At 71.1% G+C, this 16,780-nt stretch carries 13 protein-coding genes (1 of these 13 cut by a window edge); 11 read left to right on the top strand and 2 right to left on the bottom strand.

What is annotated here, in order from left to right; all coding sequences use genetic code 11:
* Window positions 1-2 precede the first annotated feature (2 nt).
* The 8 genes from ACZ6TD_RS15150 to ACZ6TD_RS15115 all read left to right on the top strand — a co-directional run bounded on the left by ACZ6TD_RS15150 (window position 3) and on the right by ACZ6TD_RS15115 (window position 12,258).
* Window positions 3-2,177 carry an outer membrane protein assembly factor BamB family protein gene (locus ACZ6TD_RS15150; protein ID WP_471354327.1) on the top strand — a complete coding sequence of 725 codons (2,175 nt, stop codon included), beginning with the start codon at window positions 3-5 and terminating at the stop codon, window positions 2,175-2,177.
* 5 nt (window positions 2,178-2,182) lie between these two features.
* A complete protein-coding gene (locus ACZ6TD_RS15145; RefSeq protein WP_471354325.1) occupies window positions 2,183-4,363 on the top strand; it encodes a protein kinase domain-containing protein in 2,181 nt (726 codons plus the stop codon).
* 53 nt (window positions 4,364-4,416) lie between these two features.
* Entirely contained in the window at window positions 4,417-6,474 is a 2,058-nt protein-coding gene (locus ACZ6TD_RS15140; RefSeq protein ID WP_471354323.1) for a protein kinase domain-containing protein, read from the top strand.
* A 209-nt stretch (window positions 6,475-6,683) separates the two neighbouring features.
* A complete protein-coding gene (rpsO, locus tag ACZ6TD_RS15135) occupies window positions 6,684-6,971 on the top strand; it encodes a 30S ribosomal protein S15 (protein WP_020868053.1) in 288 nt (95 codons plus the stop codon).
* Between the two features lie 393 nt (window positions 6,972-7,364).
* The gene (locus ACZ6TD_RS15130; RefSeq protein ID WP_471354322.1) at window positions 7,365-9,608 is read left to right on the top strand and encodes a polyribonucleotide nucleotidyltransferase; all 2,244 of its coding nucleotides are present in this window, start codon (window positions 7,365-7,367) and stop codon (window positions 9,606-9,608) included.
* Window positions 9,605-10,984 carry a M16 family metallopeptidase gene (locus ACZ6TD_RS15125; RefSeq protein ID WP_471354320.1) on the top strand — a complete coding sequence of 460 codons (1,380 nt, stop codon included), beginning with the start codon at window positions 9,605-9,607 and terminating at the stop codon, window positions 10,982-10,984. Before ACZ6TD_RS15130 ends, ACZ6TD_RS15125 begins: the two co-directional genes overlap by 4 nt.
* A gap of 49 nt (window positions 10,985-11,033) precedes the next feature.
* Window positions 11,034-11,786 (top strand): 4-hydroxy-tetrahydrodipicolinate reductase, encoded by a 753-nt coding sequence (gene dapB, locus ACZ6TD_RS15120; RefSeq protein WP_471354318.1) that lies wholly within the window; start codon window positions 11,034-11,036, stop codon window positions 11,784-11,786.
* Between the two features lie 10 nt (window positions 11,787-11,796).
* Window positions 11,797-12,258: a hypothetical protein gene (locus ACZ6TD_RS15115; protein ID WP_471354317.1), complete on the top strand. Its 462-nt coding sequence runs from the start codon at window positions 11,797-11,799 to the stop codon at window positions 12,256-12,258.
* Between the two features lie 64 nt (window positions 12,259-12,322).
* Here ACZ6TD_RS15115 and ACZ6TD_RS15110 read toward each other — a convergent pair whose 3' ends face one another.
* A complete protein-coding gene (locus tag ACZ6TD_RS15110) occupies window positions 12,323-12,874 on the bottom strand; it encodes a PH domain-containing protein (RefSeq protein WP_471354315.1) in 552 nt (183 codons plus the stop codon).
* Between the two features lie 65 nt (window positions 12,875-12,939).
* Window positions 12,940-13,182, bottom strand: coding sequence for a hypothetical protein (locus tag ACZ6TD_RS15105; protein WP_137979829.1), 243 nt, complete (start codon window positions 13,180-13,182; stop codon window positions 12,940-12,942).
* Window positions 13,183-13,360: 178 nt separating this feature from the next.
* On the opposite strand from ACZ6TD_RS15105, the gene thyX reads away from it, so the two are divergent.
* The 3 genes from thyX to ACZ6TD_RS15090 all read left to right on the top strand — a co-directional run.
* The gene (thyX, locus tag ACZ6TD_RS15100) at window positions 13,361-14,101 is read left to right on the top strand and encodes an FAD-dependent thymidylate synthase (protein WP_471354312.1); all 741 of its coding nucleotides are present in this window, start codon (window positions 13,361-13,363) and stop codon (window positions 14,099-14,101) included.
* A gap of 206 nt (window positions 14,102-14,307) precedes the next feature.
* Window positions 14,308-15,207 (top strand): 4-hydroxy-tetrahydrodipicolinate synthase, encoded by a 900-nt coding sequence (gene dapA / locus ACZ6TD_RS15095; protein ID WP_471354310.1) that lies wholly within the window; start codon window positions 14,308-14,310, stop codon window positions 15,205-15,207.
* Window positions 15,208-15,331: 124 nt separating this feature from the next.
* A protein-coding gene (locus tag ACZ6TD_RS15090) for a ribonuclease J (RefSeq protein ID WP_471354308.1) crosses the window boundary here: on the top strand, window positions 15,332-16,780 show its 5' portion. The gene runs 237 nt beyond the window's last position; the window shows 1,449 of its 1,686 coding nt (coding positions 1-1,449); its start codon is at window positions 15,332-15,334; its stop codon lies off the right edge, out of view.

Raw genomic sequence — 16,780 nt, 5'->3', positions numbered from 1 at the left:
GCATGGAACCGCCGATTCTGGACCGTCGGACGGGACGGACCGATCACGACAGGGGACAGCGGGTCGGCCCATATCGAATCCTCGCCACCCTGGATGCGCCCGGGCACGCCGATGACGCGCGCCGCTGCCTCGCCCGCGACGGGCGAACGGGCCGTACCGTCGTCCTGACGCTGCCGCCCGCGGCGTCAGCCGACGACGCCGGTTACCGGGTGCGGTTCCGGGCCGAGGCCGAGAACTCCCGTCGGCTGCGTGGCCCTTGGGTGGCTCCCGTCGTCGACGTCGCACCGCCCGAGGCGGAGCTTCCCTGGGTCGCCCACGACTGCTTCCCCGCCCTGACGCTGCCCGCGGCGCTGGCCGCGCACGGCGGGTCGCTCCCCGAGGACACCGTGCGCGCGCTGGGCGCGGCTCTCGCGGAAACCCTCGCGGTCGCGCACGCCAACGGCCTCGTCCACGCCGGGATATCGCCACAGGCGGTGCTCCTGACGCGGGACGGCCCCCGGCTGACCGGCTACGGGCTCGTCCGGGCCGCCACCGGCATCCGTCCTGCCGCACCCCATGGAGGCCGCTCCGCGACCTCGCACGCCGGCCACCCGGCCCCGGCCATGGCCCACGGCAGCCCGGCGGCGCTGCCTCCCGAGCAGCGGGCCGGTGAACCGCCGCGCCCTTACGGTGACGTCTACGCACTGGGTGCCGTGCTGGCCTACGCCGCGACCGGCCGTAAGGACACCGGACCCGCCGCTCTGCCGCCGGGGCTGCGCGAGCCCATCGCCGCCTGTCTCTTCCCAGACCCGGCACATCGCCCCCAACCCGACACGCTCGCCCGCGAGTTCCGCTCGACTCCGGTGCCCGTCTCCGCTGGTCGCGTGCCCGACGCCGTCGAAGCGGCCCTCGCCGAGCAGGCCGCACACCACCCCGCCGACAACCCGCCACCGGACCTCACGGAGCCCGCCGGCCACCCGCCTGCCGCGGGCCGACGGCCGTCCCGGCGCTCCGTGGTCGTCACCACCGTCACCGGCGCCGCAGGACTGGCCCTGGGGATCGGCGGAACGGCCCTGTGGCGGGGTGTGGCGGACGATCCGCCCGCCCCGCCCGAGCCCCTCGCCCTGCGCGGGGTCGCCCCCGCTCCGCTGTGGCGCCGCCGCATCGAGACCGAGATCGACGGCCCGCCACTGCTCTGGAGAAACAGTCACCTGCTTCTGCCGGGTGCCGGCGAGGTGACGGCGGTGAGGGTCCGCGACGGAAAGAAGATGTGGACCCGTGACAACGTGTGGGGTGTCGGCGACCTCAGTTCGCTCGGCGGTGACCTTGTGCTGAAGCCGGGACTCAGGGAGCTCGTCGCCCTATCGGCGCGCACCGGGCAGATCAAGTGGGTGGAGCGGGCCTACGATGGCGAGAAGCGCCCGCGTTTCCGCTATCCGCTGGCGGCCGACGGAAGGACCCTCTGGTTCCTGGCCCAGGACCAGGAGAAGACGGCCACCGTCGTCGCCTATGACCTCAAGACCCGTAGGGAGCGGTGGCGCACCTCGGTTCCCGGCGGATTCGGTGGCTCCGAGGAACACTCCGCGGTGCTCCGCGGGGATTCCCTCCTGCTGTCGAACCGCAGCGAGTCCGCGTCCGACAACGCGTGGACCTATCTGGCCCTCGGACGGCGCGACGGTGCCAAGCTGTGGACGCGGACCTATAAAGGCGTCCTCACCGTCGCGGACGGTCCGACGGAGATCGTCTCCGGGGACCTCATGATCACCTTCGCCTCGGACGTCATTTCCGCCCACGAGATATCCACGGGCAGCAGGCGATGGCGCTTCAGCTGCGAGGACTTCGTGTACACCGGTGGTGCGCTGCACGGCCGGACGCTCTACGTGACCGACGGCGACGCCGTCACCTATGCCATCGACGTGACCCACGGCAGGCTTCTCTGGCGCCGCCGGGCGGCCGTTGACGCGGCCTCCCCCATGTCGGAGAGCGAAACAGCGCTGAGCTACTCCGGCCGGACCGTGTTCCAGGTCAACGCCTCGGAGGTGGAGGCGCTGGACGCGGCGGACGGCTCACTGCGCTGGCGCTTCGCCCCCGTGGCCGAGGGGGCGTCGGCCGGGGCCCTCAGCGGTTCCGTCCTCACCGCGCCCGGGGTGGCCCTCGTCAGGAACGACCAAGCCTTCTACGCACTGCCGGTGGACTGATACCGATGGCCCATCCCCTCACCCATGACGACCCCCAGCGCCTCGGTCCGTACACCCTCGTCGCCCGGCTCGGCAGCGGCGGGATGGGCACGGTGTACCTGGGACGCTCATCCGGTGGCCGTACGGTCGCGCTGAAGACCATGCACGCGCGGTTCGCGGCGGAGGCGGAGTTCCGCACCCGCTTCCGGCTGGAGACCGACGCCGCGCGGGTCATCGGTGGACGGCACGGAGCGCAGGTCATCGACGCGGACACGCTCGCCCCGACCCCCTGGCTCGCCACTGAATACGTCCTCGGCCCGCCACTGGACGACGCGGTCGCGCTCTGTGGCGCCCTGCCCGAACGAGCCGTACGGGCGCTGGGAGCCGCCCTGTGCGAGGCGCTCGCCCAACTGCACCGGTCCGATGTGGTCCACCGCGACCTCAAGCCCTCCAACATCCTGCTGACCGCGCTCGGCCCCAAGGTCATCGACTTCGGCATCGCCCGCGCGGTGGGCGACGACCGACTCACCCGTACGGGCGCGGCGGCCGGAACGCCCGCCTACATGTCGCCCGAACAGGTCTCCGGTGGTGAACACACCGCCGCGGGCGATGTGTTCGCCCTCGCCGGAGTGCTCGTCTTCGCGGCCACCGGCCGCCCGCCCTTCGGCGGCGGACAGCCCGCCGATCTGCTCTACCGGGTGCGGTACACCGACCCCGACCTGTCCGGACTGCCGGGGGGATTGCGCACAGTACTGGAGCCGTGCTTCGCCAAGGATCCCCGGCAGCGGCCCGGCACAGCCGAGCTGGGGCCACTGCTGCACGTCGGGGGAGGCCACTTCGCCGATCATCTGCCGGACCCGGTCCTGGCGGAGATTGCCCGGCTGGGGACGGCCGTATGGGAGATCCAGCCGTCCAGGACGCCCGCGCCCGTGGAGGAGGAGACCACGGCCGGTGTGGGCCGGTCGCGCGGGCCGTCCGGGATCTCCCGCCGTAAGGCCGTCACGATCGGAGGGGGCGGAGCCGTCGCGGCCGTCGCGGCTGCCGCCACTTGGGCCTGGCTCCGCCCTGACGACGGTGCGAGCGGTACCGCGGCTCCGGCGCCCGCCTCCCCCACACGTCCGCCTGGCACCCCGCCGCGCATGTCCTGGAAGTTCACCCCGCCCTCCACCACATCCATGGCCGAATGCGCGGTCCTCCTCGCCGGGAACCACACCGCGATCATCGCCGACACCGGGCTGTACTGGATTGACGCCGACACCGGAGCCAGGCGCGGCGCCAACGACCTCGTGACGAAGGCACAGCACGCCGTCTCCGACGGCCGGCGGCTGCTCGCCTGTGACTCCAGCGCGGATCATGTCCGGATCGCCCCGGTGGATCCTGGGACGGGCAACTTCCGGACGCCGCTCGCCACGGTCAAGGACCTGGAGGTCGACGACGTACGGCTGCTCGCCGCCACATCGGACGCGGTCTTCCTGGAAGGGACGAGCGGTAAGGGCCTTGTGCGTGTGGCCATCGACGCGCGCACGGGGGAGGAGCGATGGCGCCGGGCCAGCGACACCCCCGAGTTCCAGGACCCGCTCGCGACCCCCGCGGGCGCTTCGCTCCTGTTCTCCTTCCGCGAGCGGGTCACCGTGGTCGGCGCCGCCGACGGCAGGCGCCGCTGGTCGAAGATGCTGGCCAAGGAGAGCTACCGAATCCTTCCGGGGACACAGCGCCACACCTTCTCGGGCGGGCTCCTCTACACCGGCGGAAAGGACCTCCTCGCCGTACGGCTCGCTGACGGCGAGGTCGCCTGGCGGTTCGGCGAGGGCCGTAAGGCCGGCGACGAAGACGAGCCGGACTCCGCGCGATACGGGCCGCCCCTGCTCAAGGACGGCGTGGTCTACAGCCTGGAGACGGGAACCGGCCTGGTCGCCGTGGACGCCAAGAGCGGAAAGCTGCTGTGGGAGCAGAAGAAAGGCACAGGCCCCGCGCTCAACTTCCAGCCTCCGCCCGCCCTCGGTAAGAGGTACCTCTACGCCTTCCCCGACGTCGGCACCGACCAATGGGCGGCGGCCATCGACATCCGCGGCCACAAGGCGGCCTGGACGTTCCAGGGCCCCGGCGCCGCCATGGCCTCGCTCAACCCCACCATGACCGTCCATCGGGGTGCCGGCCAGCTGATCATCGCGGGCGGCTCAACCGTATGCGCCATCCCCCTCGAATGACCGGGACCCGGACTCGTCCCATCGTGCCGTTCCACCTCTAGGAGCCTCCGTCCATGAACCCTCTCGGCACCGGCGATCCGCTGCGCCTCGGCCCGTACCGCCTCACCGGCGTGCTCGGCGCGGGCGGCATGGGCCAGGTCTACCTGGGGCGGGATTCCGAGGGCCGGATCGCGGCGATCAAGGTGCTGCGGCCCGAAGTGGCTCACGATCCTCACATGGCCCAGCGATTCGTGCGTGAGGCGCACGCGGCCCAGGCCGTGCGGGGCGACGGGGTGGCGCGGGTGCTCGCGGCGCAGACCGAAGGCGGGCGGCCGTGGATCGCCACGGAGTTCCTCGCCGGGCCCACGCTCGACCAGGCCGTGGAGCGGTACGGCGCCCTGGAGGAGCCCGCCGTAAGGGCGTTGGGAACCGCGCTCGTCCGTACGCTCCACGACATCCACGGTGCCGGGCTGGTCCACCGCGACCTCAAACCGTCCAACATCGTGCTCACCTCCCGCGGCCCGAGGATCATCGACTTCGGGATCGCCCGGCCCGAGCACGGGCTGACGCTGACCACCACGGGGCAGACCGTCGCCACCCCCGGCTACGCCCCGCCCGAGCAGGTCCTGGGGCAGCGGACCGGCCCCGCGGGCGATGTGTTCTCCCTCGGAGTGGTCCTCGCCTACGCGGCGGGCGGCCGGCCGGTCTACGAGGGCGGCCATGTGGCCGCCGTGCAGTACCAGGTGGTGCACGGCGAGCCGGAGCTGGGCGCGGTGCCCGGGGCGCTGCGGGCCCTGGTCGAGCCCTGTCTGGCCAAGGAGGCCGGGGCCCGGCCCGGTCTCGACTGGATCGGCCGGGCGCTGGCGCCGCCCCGGGGCGCGGACCGGGTCTGGAGGAGCGGACCGCTCGCGCAGGACATCGCGCGGCGCGAGGCGGACGCCCGGCGCATGGCCGCCCTGCCCGGCGACCGGCCGGCCCCCTCCAGGCGGCGGCTCATCGGCACGCTCGCCGCGGGCGGTGCCGTGCTCGCGGCGGGTGGCGGAGGCGTCGCGTGGTGGCTGCTGCGCGGCGACGAGGCGGGGGCCGGCGGGCGGCCCTGGGAGGCCGAGCCGCTAGCCCACTACAACGAGGGGACGGCCCCGTCGCCCCTGTGGGGCCCCGTGAGCCTCGGATCCATCGGAGTCGCGGATGCGCGGATGCCCGCCCCGCTTCCCGTTCATGACGTCGTCGTGGCCCCGGCCGAGGGCGGCCGTCTGCGGGCCTACGCTGTCCGCACCGGCCGGGCCCGCTGGACCTCGCGGGCAGCCGGACTGACCGGGCGCCTCCTGTCGGTCTCCGATAACACCGTCCTTACGGTCGACGGCAAGGGCGTGCTGCACGCGTTGGATGCCCAGAACGGCAAGGAGCGGTGGAAGGCGCCGACGGCGGACGCGGCGACGCTGCTCGCGGTGGACGACAAGGCCGTCTACGTCGCCACCCTTGGCGGTGAGTTGCGCGCCGTCGCGCTGACGTCTCATACGCCCCTGTGGACGGTGCCTTCGCCGGTGAAGACCCCCGAGAAGAGCCCGGCGGCGGCCTCGGCGGCCGACGGCCATCTGGTGGTCTGCGGTGGAGATGGCCAGGTCGTGGCGCTCGACGCCGCCCGTGGGAAAACCGTCTGGGGACCCGTACGGCACGGAACCACGGCCCTTACCCCCGCCGTCGCTGACGGCACCGTCTACCTGGGCGGCCACTCCCTTACCGCGCTCACGCTGTCCACGGGCGAGAAGAAATGGGCCCAGCCCAGTGGTGGCGGGCACGGCTGGAGCGCACCCGCCGTCGCGAAGGACGTCGTCTACGCCGTGGACGCCACCGATCTCTCAGCCCGCCGTACGGACGACGGAACGGACGCCTGGACGCTCACGTTCGCCTCCGAGGACAGCTCGCGGGACGCCCCGGTGATCGCGGGGAACAGCGTCTGGGCGGGCGCCGGGGAGGCTGGCTCACGAGGCGTCGCGGCGGTGGACATCCGCGGCGGAAGCGTCGCCTGGCCCTACACTCAGGGCACCGAGGGCCGCTGGGCGCTGGCCGCGGCCGGCAACCGCGTCTTCATGCTGCACAACGGCACGCTCACCGCCATGCCGGTCTTCTAGCCCCACCCGCGCCCCCACCAGCGCACCCACGGCCCCCGCGGCCCCCCGACGCTGGTACTCTGTGTGCTGGCCGTTTGCGTACGCGTCCCCGGAGGCATCGAGTCTCGGGAGACAGCGCCCAGCGGACCCCGCCTCCCGAGTCACGGAAGATCCCCTGAGACAACGACCAGGGGCACTCGGCGGCTGATGACGAGAGCAAGGAGTACCGAGTGTCGCTCGACGCCGCTACGAAGAAGCAGATCATGACCGAGTTCGCCACCAAGGAGGGCGACACCGGCTCCCCCGAGGTCCAGGTCGCGCTGCTCACGCGCCGCATCTCCGACCTCACCGAGCACCTCAAGACCCACAAGCACGACCACCACTCCCGCCGGGGTCTGCTGCTCCTGGTCGGCCAGCGCCGCCGCCTGCTGCAGTACCTGGCGAAGAAGGACATCACGCGCTTCCGTGCGCTGGTCGAGCGCCTGGGCATCCGCCGGGGTGCGGCGGGCGCCAAGTAAGACGCCGAGGAGGGAGCGGTTCCCGCGACGGGGGCCGCTCCCTTTGCCATACGCGGCGCCGTACGGTTTCAGCCAAAGCTGACCCGTACGGTCTTCGCGCCGGTGCGTAAGCCCATCGCTACGTACCGTAGGGGCCGGACCGCACAGCCGTCGATATGACGGCCGAAGCTTTGTAGTCTGGTCCCAACAACGCCATAACGAACGAGGAGGAGCGCCTCATTCCCGCCGCACCGGCGCCACAGGAGCCGGTCCTCGGTAGTGGCCCCCGGAACTGGCAATTCCGGTGGCTTCGATCGAAGACCGGCCCGGCCGCCGGCCCGTAAGGCCCGGGGCGCTGCTCCACCACCGTCCACCGTCACACGGACGAGGGACGCAGAAGAGGAGATTTCCCTGGTGGAGAACGAGACCCACTACGCTGAAGCGGTCATCGACAACGGCACCTTCGGCACCCGCACCATCCGTTTTGAGACGGGCCGCCTGGCCCGTCAGGCCGCCGGTTCCGCCGTGGCCTACCTGGACGACGACACCATGGTGCTGTCGGCCACCACCGTTTCCAAGAACCCCAAGGACCAGCTCGACTTCTTCCCGCTCACGGTCGATGTCGAGGAGCGGATGTACGCGGCGGGGCGCATCCCCGGCTCGTTCTTCCGCCGTGAGGGCCGCCCCTCCGAGGACGCGATCCTCACCTGCCGTCTGATCGACCGTCCGCTGCGCCCGTCCTTCAAGAAGGGCCTGCGCAACGAGATCCAGGTCGTCGAGACGATCATGGCGCTCAACCCCGACCACCTCTACGACGTGGTCGCGATCAACGCCGCCTCCTGCTCCACCCAGCTCGCCGGGCTGCCCTTCTCCGGCCCCATCGGCGGCACCCGCGTCGCCCTGATCAGGGGCCAGTGGGTGGCCTTCCCGACCCACTCCGAGCTGGAGGAGGCCGTCTTCGACATGGTCGTCGCCGGCCGGGTGCTCGAGGACGGCGATGTCGCGATCATGATGGTCGAGGCCGAGGCCACCGACAAGACCATCCAGCTGGTCAAGGACGGCGCCGAGGCTCCCACCGAGGAGGTCGTCGCCGCCGGCCTGGAGGCGTCGAAGCCCTTCATCAAGGTCCTGTGCAAGGCGCAGGCCGACCTCGCCGCCAAGGCCGCCAAGCCGACCGCCGAGTTCCCGATCTTCCTCGACTACCAGGACGACGTCCTGGAGGCGCTCACCGCCGCCGTCCGCGACGAGCTGGCCCAGGCGCTGACCATCGCGGGCAAGCAGGAGCGCGAGGCCGAGCTGGACCGCGTCAAGGGCGTGGCCGCCGAGAAGCTGCTGCCGCAGTTCGAGGGGCGCGAGAAGGAGATCTCCGCGGCGTACCGCGCGCTGACCAAGGCCGTGGTGCGCGAGCGCGTCATCAAGGAGAAGAAGCGCATCGACGGCCGCGGCGTCACGGACATCCGTACGCTCGCCGCCGAGGTCGAGGCGATTCCGCGGGTCCACGGCTCGGCGCTGTTCGAGCGCGGCGAGACCCAGATCCTGGGCGTCACCACGCTGAACATGCTCCGCATGGAGCAGCAGCTGGACACGCTCGCGCCCGAGACCCGCAAGCGCTACATGCACAACTACAACTTCCCGCCGTACTCCACCGGTGAGACCGGCCGCGTCGGCTCCCCCAAGCGCCGCGAGATCGGCCACGGCGCCCTGGCCGAGCGGGCGCTGCTGCCGGTGCTGCCGACGCGCGAGGAGTTCCCCTACGCCATCCGCCAGGTCTCCGAGGCGCTCGGCTCCAACGGCTCGACCTCCATGGGGTCGGTCTGCGCCTCCACGATGTCGCTGCTCAACGCCGGTGTGCCGCTGAAGGCCCCGGTCGCGGGCATCGCCATGGGCCTGATCTCCCAGGAGATCGACGGCGAGACCCACTACGTCACCCTCACCGACATCCTCGGTGCGGAGGACGCGTTCGGCGACATGGACTTCAAGGTCGCCGGCACCAAGCAGTTCGTCACCGCGCTGCAGCTGGACACCAAGCTGGACGGCATTCCGGCGTCCGTGCTGGCCGCGGCCCTCAAGCAGGCCCGCGACGCCCGGCTGCACATCCTCGATGTGATGAACGAGGCCATCGACGTCCCGGACGAGATGTCCCCCAACGCGCCGCGGATCATCACCGTGAAGATCCCGGTCGACAAGATCGGTGAGGTCATCGGCCCCAAGGGCAAGATGATCAACCAGATCCAGGAGGACACCGGCGCCGACATCACCATCGAGGACGACGGCACCATCTACATCGGTGCCGCCGACGGCCCGGCCGCCGAGGCCGCCCGCGCGACCATCAACGGCATCGCCAACCCGACCATGCCGGAGGTCGGCGAGCGCTACCTGGGCACGGTCGTGAAGACCACCACCTTCGGTGCGTTCGTCTCCCTGCTCCCGGGCAAGGACGGCCTGCTGCACATCTCGCAGATCCGCAAGCTCGCCGGCGGCAAGCGCGTGGAGAACGTCGAGGACGTGCTGAAGGTCGGCGCCAAGGTCCAGGTCGAGATCGCCGAGATCGACCAGCGCGGCAAGCTCTCCCTCATCCCGGTCCTCGAGGACGAGGAGGGCGCGGACGCGGACGAGTCCGAGGCCAAGCCCCAGACGAAGGACGAAGCCGCCAAGTGACGTCCCGCGACGACGGCACGACGGCCCGCACCTCCTCGGAGGCGCGGGCCGTCGCCCGTACCCAAACGCTTCTCGAGGGCGAGAACGGCATCGGCACGGTCCGCAGGACGACCCTCCCCGGGGGCCTGCGCGTCGTCACCGAGACCCTCCCCTCCGTGCGCTCGGCGACCTTCGGCATCTGGGCGCACGTCGGCTCGCGCGACGAGACCCGTACGCTCGGCGGAGCCACCCACTACCTGGAGCACCTGCTCTTCAAGGGCACCCGGCGGCGCACCGCGCTGGACATCTCCGCGGCCATCGACGCGGTCGGCGGCGAGATGAACGCCTTCACCGCCAAGGAGTACACCTGCTACTACGCGCGGGTGCTCGACACCGACCTGCCGCTGGCCATCGACGTCGTCTGCGACATGCTGACCGGCTCGGTGATCAACGCGGCGGACGTGGACGCGGAGCGCGGTGTCGTCCTGGAAGAGATCGCGATGACCGAGGACGACCCGGGCGACTGCGTGCACGACCTGTTCGCCCACACCATGCTCGGCGACACCCCGCTCGGCCGCCCGGTCCTGGGCACCGTCGACACCGTCAACGCCCTGGGCCGCGACCAGATCGCCCGCTTCTACCGGAAGCACTACGACCCCACGCACCTGGTCGTCGCCGCCGCGGGCAACGTGGACCACGACGACGTCGTACGCCAGGTGCACGCCGCGTTCGACGAGGCGGGCGCCCTGTCCCGCACCGACGCGGTCCCGGTCGCCCCGCGCGCCGGTACCCGCGCGATCCGTACGGCCGGCAAGGTCGGGCTGCTGAACCGCAAGACCGAGCAGGCCCATGTCGTCCTCGGCATGCCCGGCATCCCGCGCACCGACGACCGCCGCTGGGCGCTCGGGGTGCTCAACACCGCGCTCGGCGGCGGGATGAGCTCCCGGCTCTTCCAGGAGGTCCGGGAGAAGCGCGGGCTCGCCTACAGCGTCTACTCCTACACCTCCAGCTTCGCCGACTGCGGGCTCTTCGGCGTCTACGCCGGCTGCCGCCCGAACCAGGTGCACGACGTCCTCAAGATCTGCCGCGACGAACTCGTCCAGGTCGCGGAGAACGGCCTGAGCGACGAGGAGCTGCGGCGCGCCGTCGGCCAGCTCTCCGGCTCCACCGTGCTGGGCCTGGAGGACACCGGCGCGCTGATGAACCGGATCGGCAAGAGCGAGCTGTGCTGGGGCGAGCAGATGTCGGTGGACGACATGCTCGAGCGGATCGCGGCGGTCACCCCGGACGAGGTGCGCGAGGTGGCGCGCGATGTACTGGGACGGCGTCCTTCGCTGTCCGTCATCGGCCCGCTGAAGGACAAGCAGGCGGCGCGTCTCGACGAGGCCGTCGCCTGACCCGTTGGTGCGTCAGTCCCAGCCTCCCGGATCGAAGGAAACAGGATCGATGAGCAAGCTGCGTGTGGCCGTCCTCGGCGCCAAGGGCCGGATCGGCTCCGAGGCCGTACGAGCCGTGGAGGCCGCCGAGGACCTGGAACTGGTCGCCGCGCTGGGGCGGGGCGACCGGCTGGAGACCCTGGTCGAGGCGGGCGCCGAGGTGGCGGTCGAGCTGACCGAACCGGCCTCGGTGATGGACAACCTTGAGTTCTGCGTCCGCCACGGCATCCACGGCGTCGTCGGCACCACCGGCTGGACGGACGAGCGCCTGGCGCGGCTGCGCGGCTGGCTCGACGCCTCGCCGGCCACCGGTGTGCTCATCGCGCCGAACTTCTCCATCGGCGCCGTGCTCACCATGCGGTTCGCCCGCCAGGCCGCCCGGTTCTTCGAGTCGGTCGAGGTCATCGAGCTGCACCACCCCAACAAGGTGGACGCCCCCTCCGGCACGGCCGCGCGCACCGCACAGATGATCGCCGAGGCCCGGCGGGAGGCCGGTTGCGCCCCGCAGCCGGACGCCACCGCCACGGCGCTCGACGGGGCGCGGGGCGCGGACGTGGACGGGGTGCCGGTGCACTCGGTGCGGCTGCGCGGGCTCCTGGCCCATCAGGAGGTCCTGCTGGGCGGCGAGGGCGAGACGCTCACCATCCGCCATGACTCCACCCACCACAGCAGCTTCATGCCCGGCATCCTGCTCGGCGTCCGCCGCGTGGTGGCCACCCCCGGCCTGACCTTCGGCCTGGAACACTTCCTCGATCTGGACTGAGGGCACAGCGGTGCGCGCAAAGATCACGTATTTCGTTCTCGCGGCCGTCCTGGTCGTCTACTTCGTGCTGGTCGGCGACCGCGGGGTGCTGCTGATCCGGGAGGGCACCCCGGTCACGGTCGTCTTCGGCGTGGCGGTGCTGGTGATGCCCCTCATCGGCGCCTGGTTCCTGTGGCAGACCACGCAGTTCGCGCGGAGCGCGGACCGGCTGGCCCGGGAGCTGGAGGCGGAGGGTGGCCTCCCGGTCGACGAGCTGCTGCGGACGCCCGGCGGGCGGATCGACCGGGACTCGGCGGACGCCGTCTTCGCCAAGCGCCGGGCCGAGACGGAACAGTCGCCGGACGACTGGCGGTCCTGGTTCCGGCTCGCCGTGGCGTACCACGACGCCCGGGACACCGCGCGCGCCCGTAAGGCGATGCAGCGCGCCATCGCCCTGCACGACGGCAAGCCCGTGCGGGCGGCCGGGGGCTGACCCCGGGCCGCCCGCGGCGGAATGCCCATGCGGGTTCGGCGGCGCCGCCCCGCAGCCATACGGCTCAGCGGTGGGTGGCGGCCCAGCCCTCGATCGCGTCGGCGGCCCTGCTGAAGCTCTCCGCCTGGCCCAGGAAGTCGGCGTCATGGCTGGTGATCAGAAGGTCCGGCGCTCCGCCGCGCACCGGCTGGAGCAGCAGCGCCTGCCCCTGGACGGTGCGCGGCAGGCCCAGCCAGCGGACCGGCTGCTGAGCCGTGCGTATCTCGGCGATGTCCTGCCAGCGCACGGTGGTGCTGCGCAGGAGGCCGATCCGGCGCAGCCCCTGGGGGCTCACCACGACACCGCTGCGCACCAGCCTTACGGCTGTCACGATCATCAGCGCCGCGACGCCGGCGCAGCCGCCCGCCGCGGGAAGCGATCCCGCCATCGCGATGATCATGGCGGAGAACAGGACGTACGAGGCGAGCAGCAGCAGAAGAGCGGCGCCCCCGACCCTCCAGGGCCCCGGCCGGTAGGGACGGCGCCAGCGGTCCGGGTCCTCGTAGCCGAGCGGGTCCGCTCCGGCCGCCGCGTCGTCGTCACGGGCGCGGTCGGCGGTCAGGAAGGGCAGGGGCACGGGAGTTCCTCACTCACACACATGTCCGGATGGGCCTGTGCTGGGTGAGGCTATCCCAGTGCCGGTCAGCGTCCGTCGGACGCCTCTGACTGCTGGATCTGGTGGGTGGGGTGCGACTGGCTGTCGAGGGCGGGTATCCCGAACATCAGCGAGCCGATGAACCCCGCGACGATCGTGAGCCCGATCAGGGTCCGTCCGGCGATCTGGGACGGTGTGGCGCGGGGGCGGGGCGGTGGGGTGACATTGCTGCGGAAACGGTCGGCTTCGGCGACGAAGGCGAACGGAACGGGCTCTCGCCGGCGGGACATGTGCGGGCTCTCCTTGGAACCTCGAACGTGAGTACTTCAATGTGTAGGACGTGTGAATGAGTGATTGGGTGCCCGGATCCGACGACTTCAGTCAAAAATTTCCGCTGAGCGGGACTGTCGGTGGTGGCCCGTAAGCTGGGCGCCGCCCTGAGCGACGCACCATGGAAGGACCCGCCCGGTGACCGAGATCCCCGCCGAGATCGAGAAGGCCAGTTTCCGCAGCGATGTGACCGTCGAGCTGGTCAAGCACAGCGCTGCCGACTCCGATGTGCTGTGGGCCGCGAGGGTGTCCACCGCGGGCGAGCAGTCCCTCGAGGAGATCACCAAGGACCCGGAGCGCTCCAAGGGGCTGATCAACTTCCTGATGCGGGACCGCCACGGCAGCCCGTTCGAGCACAACTCGATGACCTTCTTCATCAGCGCCCCGATCTTCGTCTTCCGCGAGTTCATGCGGCACCGCGTGGGCTGGTCGTACAACGAGGAGTCCGGTCGGTACCGCCGTCTGGAGCCGGTGTTCTACATCCCGGGGGAGGCCCGCAAGCTGGTCCAGCAGGGCCGCCCGGGGAAGTACGAGTTCGTCGAGGGCACCCCGGCGCAGCACGAGCTGACCGGCCGGGTCATGGAGGACGCGTACCGCCACGCCTACGAGGCGTACCAGGAGATGCTGGCCGCCGGTGTGGCCCGCGAGGTGGCCAGGGCCGTGCTCCCGGTCGGCCTGTTCTCCTCGATGTACGCCACCTGCAACGCCCGCTCGCTGATGCACTTCCTGGGGCTGCGCACCCAGCACGAGCAGGCCGCGGTGCCCTCGTTCCCGCAGCGGGAGATCGAGATGGTGGGGGAGCGGATGGAGGCGCACTGGGCGCGGCTGATGCCGCTCACCCACGCCGCCTTCAACGCCAACGGCCGAGTGGCTCCGTAGCGGGCCCCGTGGCCCGGGGCCCGCTCCCCGGACGGATCACCGGGCGAAGTGTCCGTATTGCGGCGTTTCGAGAAGTTCATCTAGGCTGAACAAACGGGCCCGGCACTGCTTGAACCCCCGAGCAGGCAGTGCCGGGTCCCATCTCTTCGCTCCGTCCGCCGCCCCGAGCGAGCGCCGTGGGTCGCGCTACGAGTAGCGTGGAGCCCATGGCACCGACATCCACATCGCAGACCCCTTTCGGGCGGGTGCTGACCGCCATGGTCACGCCATTCACCACTGACGGCGCGCTCGACCTCGACGGCGCCCAGCGACTCGCTGCTCATCTGGTGGACACCGGCAATGACGGACTGATCGTCAACGGCACCACCGGCGAGTCCCCCACCACCAGCGATGCGGAGAAAGCCCAGCTCGTACGCGCCGTGGTGGAGGCGGTCGGCGACCGCGCCCACGTCGTGGCCGGAGCGGGCACCAATGACACACGGCACAGTGTGGAGCTCGCTCGCGCCGCCGAGCAGGCCGGTGCCCACGGACTGCTGGCCGTCACGCCGTACTACAGCAAGCCGCCGCAGGAGGGTCTCCTCCGGCACTTCACCGCCATCGCCGACGCCACCGGTCTGCCGGTGATGCTCTACGACATCCCGGGCCGCAGCGGTGTCCCGATCGGCACCGAGACCATGGTCCGGCTCGCCGAGCACCCGCGCATCGTCGCCAACAAGGACGCCAAGGGCGACCTCGGACGCGCCAGCTGGGCCATCGCCCGCTCCCGCCTCGCCTGGTACTCCGGCGACGACATGCTGAACCTGCCGCTGCTGTCGGTCGGCGCGGTCGGCTTCGTCTCCGTGGTCGGCCACCTGGTCAGCCCCGAGCTGCGAGCCATGCTCGAGGCCCATCTCGCGGGCGACGTCGCGAAGGCAACGGAGATCCACCAGAAGCTGCTGCCGGTCTTCACCGGCATGTTCCGCACCCAGGGTGTGATCACGACCAAGGCCGCGCTCGCCCTCCAGGGCCGTCCCGCGGGGCCGCTGCGCCTGCCGTTGGTCGAGTTGACCGCCGAGGAAACCGAACAGCTCAAGCGCGATCTCGCCGCCGGCGGGGTACAGCTCTAAGCAAAGAGGCGATTTCTCGCACCTTCGTACTTCACAACTGCATACAGACACATCAGCAAGTGCACGAATGTCACGCGCGCCATGTGCCCAGGGGGCATGTGGCGTGCGTGGTGAGGAGAGTCTTTTGAGTCATCCGCATCCTGAGCTCGGCCCTCCGCCGAAGCTCCCCGAGGGCGGTCTGCGCGTCACCCCGCTCGGCGGCCTCGGTGAGATCGGCCGGAACATGACGGTCTTCGAGTACGGTGGCCGGCTGCTGATCGTCGACTGCGGGGTGCTCTTCCCCGAGGAGGAGCAGCCCGGAGTCGACCTGATCCTGCCGGACTTCACATCCATCCGGGACCGTCTCGACGACATCGACGGCATCGTCCTCACCCACGGCCATGAGGACCACATCGGCGGCGTCCCCTTCCTGCTCCGCGAGAAGCCCGACATCCCGCTGATCGGCTCCAAGCTGACGCTCGCCCTGATCGAGGCGAAGCTCCAGGAGCACCGGATCCGTCCGTACACCCTCGAGGTCGAGGAGGGGCACCGCGAGCGGATCGGCCCCTTCGAGTGCGAGTTCATCGCGGTCAACCACTCCATCCCGGACGCCCTCGCGGTCGCCATCCGCACCCCCGCCGGCATGGCCGTGCACACCGGCGACTTCAAGATGGACCAGCTGCCGCTCGACGGCCGGCTCACGGATCTGCCCGCGTTCGCCAAGCTCGGCGAGGAGGGCATCGATCTGCTCCTGGTGGACTCCACCAACGCCGAGGTCCCCGGATTCGTACCGCCCGAGCGCGACATCTCCGGCGTCCTGCGCCAGGTCTTCGGCAACGCGCAGAAGCGCATCATCGTCGCCAGCTTCGCCAGTCATGTGCACCGCATCCAGCAGATCCTCGACGCGGCGCATGAGTACGGGCGCAGGGTCGCCTTCGTCGGCCGCTCGATGGTCCGCAACATGGGCATCGCCCGTGACCTCGGCTATCTGCGGGTGCCGGCCGGTCTCGTGGTGGACGTGAAGACCCTCGACGACCTGCCGGACTACGAGGTGGTGCTCGTCTGCACGGGCTCCCAGGGCGAGCCGATGGCCGCGCTGTCCCGGATGGCCAACCGTGACCACCAGATCCGCATCGTGCAGGGCGACACGGTGATCCTGGCCTCCTCGCTGATCCCCGGCAATGAGAACGCGGTCTACCGGGTCATCAACGGACTGACGCGATGGGGCGCCACGGTCGTCCACAAGGGGAACGCCAAGGTCCATGTCTCCGGCCACGCCTCGGCCGGCGAGCTGCTGTACTTCTACAACATCTGCAAGCCCAAGAACCTGATGCCGGTGCACGGCGAATGGCGCCATCTGCGCGCCAACGCCGAGTTGGGCGCGCTGACCGGGGTTCCAAAGAACCGTTGCGTCATCGCCGAGGACGGTGTCGTGGTGGACCTGGTCGACGGCATCGCCAAGATCGTCGGCAAGGTGCAGGCGGGATACGTGTACGTGGACGGCCTCTCGGTCGGCGATGTCACGGAGACCTCGCTCAAGGACCGCCGCATCCTCGGCGAGGAGGGCATCATCTCGATCTTCGTGGTCGTCGAC

The organism is Streptomyces yongxingensis (assembly GCF_055597465.1).
Note: the sequence above shows the minus strand (reverse complement) of the source record. Positions and strands in the feature narration are given on the sequence as shown.

What these genes read in the sequence shown, in the direction of transcription:
- ACZ6TD_RS15105 (WP_137979829.1), bottom strand. Translation starts at nt 13,182, where the DNA reads ATGTCCCGCCGGCGAGAGCCCGTTCCGTTCGCCTTCGTCGCCGAAGCC.
- dapA (WP_471354310.1), top strand. Translation starts at nt 14,308, where the DNA reads ATGGCACCGACATCCACATCGCAGACCCCTTTCGGGCGGGTGCTGACC.
- ACZ6TD_RS15140 (WP_471354323.1), top strand. Translation starts at nt 4,417, where the DNA reads ATGAACCCTCTCGGCACCGGCGATCCGCTGCGCCTCGGCCCGTACCGC.
- ACZ6TD_RS15150 (WP_471354327.1), top strand. Translation starts at nt 3, where the DNA reads ATGGAACCGCCGATTCTGGACCGTCGGACGGGACGGACCGATCACGAC.
- dapB (WP_471354318.1), top strand. Translation starts at nt 11,034, where the DNA reads ATGAGCAAGCTGCGTGTGGCCGTCCTCGGCGCCAAGGGCCGGATCGGC.
- ACZ6TD_RS15145 (WP_471354325.1), top strand. Translation starts at nt 2,183, where the DNA reads ATGGCCCATCCCCTCACCCATGACGACCCCCAGCGCCTCGGTCCGTAC.